The sequence below is a fragment of the Streptomyces sp. NRRL WC-3549 genome (genome assembly GCF_000721935.1).
In the GTDB taxonomy this organism is placed as follows: Bacteria; Actinomycetota; Actinomycetes; order Streptomycetales; family Streptomycetaceae; genus Streptomyces.
The window spans coordinates 27,023-33,588 of the sequence record NZ_KL585388.1 but is presented as its reverse complement, the minus strand read 5'-3'; the positions used below and the strand labels follow the sequence as shown (position 1 = coordinate 33,588).

Sequence of the window (6,566 nt, the reverse complement as noted above, 5' to 3'; positions counted from 1 at the left end):
GGGGGGCGAGCGGGTCCGGGCCGAGCGGCGGCAGCGGTGAGCCGGCCGCGGTGGGCGACGGAACGGGTTCCTGGTCTCCACCGCCCTCCCCCGGCGCCTCGACCGGTGCCTGGGACTCGGGTGCCGGGGTCTGCTGCCCCGGCTGCCCCTGCGCGCGCTCCAGGAAACGGAGCAGCTCGACGGGGAACGGAAGCACCAGCGTGGAGTTCTTCTCGGCCGCGACGGCGACCATCGTCTGCAGCAGCCTCAGTTGCAGCGCCGCGGGCTGCCTCGACATCTGCTGGGCCGCCTCGGACAGCTTCTTGGACGCCTGGAGTTCCGCGTCGGCGTTGATGACCCTGGCGCGGCGTTCCCGGTCGGCCTCGGCCTGCCGGGCCATGGAGCGTTTCATGGTCTCGGGCAGCGACACGTCCTTGATCTCCACCCGGTCGATCTGCACACCCCAGCCGACCGCCGGGCTGTCGATCATCAGTTCCAGGCCCTCGTTGAGCTTCTCCCGGTTCGACAGCAGGTCGTCGAGATCACTCTTACCGATGATGGAGCGCAGTGAGGTCTGCGCCATCTGCGAGACCGCGAACCGGTAGTCCTCGACCTGGATCACCGCGCTCGCCGCGTCGACCACCTTGAAGTAGATGACCGCGTCCACCCGGACCGTCACGTTGTCCCGGGTGATGCCGTCCTGCGCGGGCACCGGCATCGTCACGATCTGCATGTTCACCTTGTGCAGCCGGTCCACGACCGGGACGATCATGGTGAACCCCGGGTCGCGTACCTGGTCGTGCAACCGGCCCAGCCGGAGCACCACTCCTCGTTCGTACTGTTTGACCACGCGCGCCGCGGCCAGTGCGTAAACGACGATCACCACGACCGCGGCGATCACCAGCCCCTCGACCATCATGGGCCCCCTGCTCCCGGGCACATCATTGCGCACCCGTTCATTTCGGCCTATTAACACGATATGCCCGGTATGCGCACACGTCGAACCTCTGTCCGGGTGCCGACCGGCCCGGTCGGCCGCGCACGGGATGCCCGGGGCACGGGGAGGGGGCAGGGTGGCCAGCGCCAGCACGTCTCCGGGACGTACCGATGAGCCGGACGAGCAGACGAGGACCCCGCCCATGTCCGTCACCGTGACCGCCACCGTTTCCAGCCGCCGGCGCCGCACCGGCCTCGCCGCCGGTACGGCCCTGCTCACGCTCGCCCTCGCGGGCTGCTCCGGGCTCGGCCGTACCGCGGTGGGCCCGGTCACCTACACCACCGAACGCGACCAGGCGGTGAGCACGGACAGCCCGTCGGTGAAAGGGTGCCACCGGATGGAGGCGGCGGGCGCGAACGAGGTCGTCAACGGCACGCTGATCGACATGGTCCTCTACCGCACCCCGGACTGCACCGGCGGCGACACCATCTACGTCCCCACCACCGTCACCGACGTGAAGGCACCGCCGAGCGGGCCCTGGCGCAGCTACCGGTTCGTCCACTGACCGGCGCGCCGGTCACACGGCGGGCAGACCCCGCCGGGGCGCGGCCGGGCGCACCCGGGCTCCGCTCCCACCCTCGCTTCCCTGACACGGTGGCCGGCCGTGTGCGCCGGGAAGGAGCCGAGCACGACCGTCGCACCGCTCCTCGCCGAGGTCCGGCGACTCGACGGGACCGAGCGGTCCGCGGGTCCATGACCGCGCAACGTTCGGCGGTGGGGCGGCGTTCCCGTACCGGGACCGGTTCAGCAGTCCGGGTAACGGCCTTCCGGCCACGCCACCGGCTGCCCGAACTCCGCGCACAGGTCGTCCGCGAGTTCGGCGATGACCGCCCTGCCCTCCGTCGCGGCCAGCCAGGAGACGGGCAGGGCCGCGTCACCGTGGTGCGCGCCGAGCAGATTGCCGCAGACGCTGCCGGTGGAGTCGCTGTCGCCCGAGTGGTTGACGGAGAGCAGCAGCGCCTCGGCGACGTCCTCGGGTCCCGGCAGCACGAGGGCGCAGTACACGGCGATGGCGAGGGCCTCCTCGGCGACCCAGCCCGCGCCCAGCGTCTCCACGGCCTCGGCGGAGGGCCGCCCCAGGGCCGCCAGGTCGACCGCCGCGCGCAGGGCCGCCGTCGTCTCCTCGTGGTTCCGGTGGAGGGCCAGCAGGTCCATGGCGCGCAGGACGGCACCGGCCGGGGAGTCGCCCTCCAGCAGGTACGTGACGATCGCGGCGAGCGCCCCCGCCGCGTACCCCCCGGTGGGGTGGCCGTGGGTGATCCGCGCGCACCGGGCCGCCAGTCCGAAGGCCGTCGGCGCGTCGGCGCCGACCAGGCCGAACGGTGCCGACCGCATGACGGTGCCGCACCCCTTGGACTGCGGGTTGACCGGTCCGGGCCGTTCGAGCGGCGTGCCGGGCGCGGGGGTGTGGCCGGCCGCGAGGCCGGTCAGGCAGGCGTTGCCGGGGGCCCGGCGCGCGTACAGCCAGGCGTGCTGCCTGAGCAGGCCGGTACGTACGGGGCTGCCGCCGCCCCGGGCCGGCGGAGCGGGGTGGTTCTGCGTGTCCAGCCAGCGCAGGTACGCGTTGCGGACGAGGGCGTACTCGGAGCCGGCCGTGCCGGTGGACCTCGTCCGGACGTGCGCCCTGATGAGGCCTTCGGCGGTGAACAGCGTCATCTGGGTGTCGTCGGTGATCCGTCCGACGACCCCGTCCGGATCCGCCGTCATACCGCGTACGCCCTGGTCACCGTGGGCCCGGCGGATGCCGTCCAGCGAGAGGAACTCGACCGGGTTGCCGAGGGCGTCCCCGAGGGCTCCGCCCAGCAGCGTCCCGCGCACCCTGGCCCGCCGGGCGACGGTGTCGCCCCACGGCGCGTACAGCGGTGTCGCGCTCTCGTTCGTCCTGTGCACAGCCCGCTCCCCCTCGACCGTCCCCGCCCGGTTTCCGTACACCGCACCGCGGGGTCATCATGGACGGGAGGCGATGCTATGCGTACCGGAAACGAACCGTCCACCGCCCGCAGTCCTCTGCGGATGCGGCTCTGGCTGAGTGTATGGGGTACCGCCTGGGCCGCTTTCGGACTGACCGCGTTCCTGATCGCGGAGCGGCCCGGCTGGGCCGCGGCCTGCGGGGTGCTGCTGCTGATCACCGTGACCGACTTCTGCCTGGTCGTCCGCCGCATCCGGCAGGGCTCGCGCTACCAGCCGGGGCGCGACGTCCCGCCGTACGACCCCACCGAGGACGACCACGGGGAACACGGCCCCGGGGAGCGCCGGGGCCGCTGAGGCCTTCGGCGCCACCGCCCTCAGGGGCGTTCGTCGAAGCGCGCGGCCCGGAGGTACTCCGGCTTCGGGTCGAGCGCGGCGGCCAGCCGGAAGTGCCGGGTGGCCTGCTTCGGGCGGCCGGAGCGCTCGAAGGTCCGGGCCAGGGCGAAGTGGGCGAAGGCGTTGTCGGGCTCGCGTTCCAGGACCAGCTCGAATTCCAGCTCGGCCGGGCGGAGCTGGGCGGCGGCGAAGAAGGCCCTGGCCCGCAGCAGCCGGGCCGCGGTGTTCTCCGGGTGGTCCCCGATCACCGAGTCCAGCAGTCTGACCGCACCCCGCGGGTCCCGCGCGGCGAGCAGTTGCTCCGCCGCCCGGAAGTCGATGACGTGCGTCTCCGGATTGTTCTCGGGCACGGCCCTGTCCTTCCCTCGGCTCACCCCCTCCAACGTCCCTACCGGTCCCGCTGTTCCGGGGTGCCCTGCCCGGCGGCGCGGGCGGTCAGCTCCGACCAGAGGGCGCGGACCCGTGGCTCCAGGCCGTCCAGGGGCCCGTCGTTGTCGACCACCAGGTCGGCGACGGCCAGCCGCTCCTCGCGGGTGGCCTGCGCGGCCATCCGGGCCCGGGCGTCCACCTCCGTCATGCCTCGCAGGCGCACCAGCCGGTCGAGCTGGGTGCCGGGGGCCGCGTCCACGACCACGACCAGGTCGTAGAGGGGGGCGAGCCCGTTCTCCGTGAGGAGGGGGACGTCGTGGACGACGACCGCGTCGGGGCCGGCGGCCCGTTCCAGTTCGGCGGAGCGGGCACCCACCAGCGGGTGCACGATGGCGTTGAGCGCGGCCAGCCGGTCGGGGTCGGCGAACACGATCGCGCCCAGGGCCGGGCGGTCCAGGGTGCCGTCGGCCGTGAGGATGTCCGGCCCGAACACCTCCACGATCTGCGCGAGCCCGGGCGTGCCGGGTTCGACGACCTCCCGCGCGATCCGGTCGGCGTCCACCAGCACGGCCCCGTAGCTCACGAGCAGCCGCGACACTTCGCTCTTGCCGGCGCCGATCCCGCCGGTCAGGCCCACTTTCAGCATGCGGCGAGCTTACGGCCTGGGTGGATCACCCCGTCAGGAGTCACCCTCCCGCTCGGCGAGAAAGCGTTCGAATTCAAGGCCGATCTCGTCGGCGGACGGCAGATCGACCGGTTCGGCCACCAAGTTCCCCCGGGTCTCGGAGCCCGCGACCGCGTCGTACTGGTGCTCCAGCCCCTCGACGAGGGCGACGAGCTCCTCGTCGCCCTGGCCGATCTGCCGCTCGATCTCCGTCTGGGTGCGGTGCGCCTCGGTGCGCAGCGTGTGGGCGACGCTCGGCAGGACCAGGCCGGTCGCCGCCGTGATCGCCTCCAGGGCGGTGAGCGCCGCGTCCGGATAGGCGGAGCGGGCGACGTAGTGCGGCACGTGCGCGGCGACGCCGAGCACGTCGTGGCCGGCCTCCATCAGCCGGTACTCGACGAGCGCCTCGGCCGAGCCGGGGACCTGCGCCTCGTCGAACGGGCTGGGGTGTCCCGGCATGAGGTCGGTGCGGTTGCCGTGCGGGGTGATACCGACAGGGCGGGTGTGCGGGACGCCCATCGGAATGCCGTGGAAGTTGACCGAGAGGCGGACACCGAGGCGCTCCACGATCTGCTCGACGGCCTCGGCGAACCGCTCCCACGCCACGTCCGGTTCGGGCCCGGACAGCAGCAGGAACGGCGCTCCGGTGACGTCCTGGACGACCCGGACGTCCAGGGTCGGCGCCTCGAAGGCGGTCCAGCGGTCCCGCCGGAAGGTGAGCAGGGGACGGCGCGCACGGTAGTCGACGAGCCGGTCGTGGTCGAAGCGGGCCACCACCTGGTGCGGCAGGGTCTCCAGCAGGCCGTCGACGATCTGCTCGCCGGTCTCGCCCGCGTCGATGTATCCGTCGAAGTGGTAGAGCATGACCAGGCCGGCCGACTCCTGGGCGAGCGCCATGTCGACGACGGCCAGGCCCTTGGGCTCCCATTCGTACAAACTCTGCGGATCAGGCACGGTTACCGCTCCTCCTCGTGTTCCTGGACAAGAACACACCGCCCGCTCGGGGCATTCCCGCGTGCGGACCGCCACCCGGCCTTGACGCCCCGTCAGGTCAGGAACCGTCAGCTCCTCGCCCGTCCGGCACGTCTCCCGCACCCCCGCCCCGCGGCCAATGGTCCATACCTTGACATGGTCATTACCCAGCCCTACCGTCTCGGGCAGCTGATTCAGAGCCGCGCCCCGTGTTCACGTACGAGAACCCTCTGAACCCTTCGACGGGAAGGCCCCCCATGCGCACCCGCACGCTCCTCCCCGCCCTGCTGACCACCGCGCTGGCCGCCGGTGTCCTGCCTGCCACGGCCGTCGACGTATCGACCGCGGCCCAGCTCAAGGCGGCGCTCGCCTCGGCGTCCCCGGGAACCACGATCCGGCTCGCCGACGGCACGTACACCGGCAACTTCAAGGCGACCGCCCCCGCCACAGCCGCCTCCCGGATCACCCTCACCGGATCCGCCGGGGCCGTACTGACCGCGGGCGGCGGCTACGGACTGCATCTGAACGGCGCCTCCTACTGGACCGTGTACGGCCTCACCGTCACCGGCGGGCAGAAGGGGATCGTGGCCGACGCGGCGACCGGCGTGGTCATCGACTCGGTCACCGTCCACGACCTCGACATGGAGGGCGTCCACTTCCGGAAGTCCAGCCGCAACGGCGTCATCCGGAACTCACGGATCTACGACACCGGACACGACGGGCGCGGTATGGGCGAGGGCGTGTACGTCGGCACCGCGGGCGACCTCGGCGACCGGAGCGACGGGGTGCGCATCGAGGACAACGTCATCGGCCCGGGCGTGGGCGGCGAGAACGTCGACATCAAGGAAGGCACCACCGGGGCGCGGATCACCGGCAACACCTTCGACGGCGGCGGACTGACCGGCGCCAACTACGACGACTCCTGGGTCGACGTGAAGGGCAACGACGTACTGGTCGAGAACAACCGGGGCGTACGGACCACGAACAACGGCTACGAGACCCACACCCAGCAGAGCGGCTGGGGCTGCGGCACCGTCTTCCGGGGCAACACCTCGGACCTGACGGGCGCCACCGGAGACAGACGGCTGGCCATCGACGTCACCAACGCCGGCGCGGACTGCCCCACGACCGTGTACAGCAGCAACACGGTCACCGGCGGCCGGGGCCTGACCAACGTCCCCGTGACACCCTGACCGCCCCGGGACACGCGTGAGGCCCGCCCCCCGGAAGGGGCGGGCCTCACTCACAGCTCTACCGCTGTCGCAGCCGATCGGCTACCGG

The 6,566-nt window shown here is 72.5% G+C and carries 8 protein-coding genes; 3 read left to right on the top strand and 5 right to left on the bottom strand.

The window, feature by feature from the left end; all coding sequences use genetic code 11:
• Positions 1–898, bottom strand: an 898-nt coding sequence (locus IH13_RS0106600) for a slipin family protein (protein ID WP_234433230.1), incomplete at its 3' end; no start/stop codon positions are given.
• 220 nt (positions 899–1,118) lie between these two features.
• Here IH13_RS0106600 and IH13_RS0106595 point away from each other — a divergent pair.
• Complete coding sequence (locus IH13_RS0106595) at positions 1,119–1,481, top strand: hypothetical protein (protein WP_031081857.1); 363 nt, start codon at positions 1,119–1,121, stop codon at positions 1,479–1,481.
• 239 nt (positions 1,482–1,720) lie between these two features.
• Here the strand turns inward: IH13_RS0106595 and IH13_RS0106590 are convergent, their stop codons facing one another.
• Positions 1,721–2,866, bottom strand: coding sequence for an ADP-ribosylglycohydrolase family protein (locus IH13_RS0106590; protein ID WP_037840897.1), 1,146 nt, complete (start codon positions 2,864–2,866; stop codon positions 1,721–1,723).
• A 78-nt stretch (positions 2,867–2,944) separates the two neighbouring features.
• Here IH13_RS0106590 and IH13_RS0106585 point away from each other — a divergent pair, with 78 nt between their 5' ends.
• Positions 2,945–3,241 carry a DUF6343 family protein gene (locus tag IH13_RS0106585; RefSeq protein WP_031081854.1) on the top strand — a complete coding sequence of 99 codons (297 nt, stop codon included), beginning with the start codon at positions 2,945–2,947 and terminating at the stop codon, positions 3,239–3,241.
• 20 nt (positions 3,242–3,261) lie between these two features.
• Here the strand turns inward: IH13_RS0106585 and IH13_RS0106580 are convergent, their stop codons facing one another.
• The 3 genes from IH13_RS0106580 to IH13_RS0106570 are packed head-to-tail and all read right to left on the bottom strand — an operon-like array spanning position 3,262 to position 5,267.
• Positions 3,262–3,630 (bottom strand): tetratricopeptide repeat protein, encoded by a 369-nt coding sequence (locus tag IH13_RS0106580; RefSeq protein WP_031081852.1) that lies wholly within the window; start codon positions 3,628–3,630, stop codon positions 3,262–3,264.
• 38 nt (positions 3,631–3,668) lie between these two features.
• The gene (gene coaE, locus IH13_RS0106575) at positions 3,669–4,295 is read right to left on the bottom strand and encodes a dephospho-CoA kinase (RefSeq protein ID WP_031081848.1); all 627 of its coding nucleotides are present in this window, start codon (positions 4,293–4,295) and stop codon (positions 3,669–3,671) included.
• Between the two features lie 33 nt (positions 4,296–4,328).
• Entirely contained in the window at positions 4,329–5,267 is a 939-nt protein-coding gene (locus IH13_RS0106570) for a PAC2 family protein (protein WP_031081847.1), read from the bottom strand.
• 275 nt (positions 5,268–5,542) lie between these two features.
• Here IH13_RS0106570 and IH13_RS0106565 point away from each other — a divergent pair, with 275 nt between their 5' ends.
• On the top strand, positions 5,543–6,478 hold the full coding sequence (locus tag IH13_RS0106565) for a right-handed parallel beta-helix repeat-containing protein (protein ID WP_031081845.1): 936 nt from the start codon (positions 5,543–5,545) through the stop codon (positions 6,476–6,478).
• The last annotated feature ends 88 nt before the right edge of the window (positions 6,479–6,566 follow it).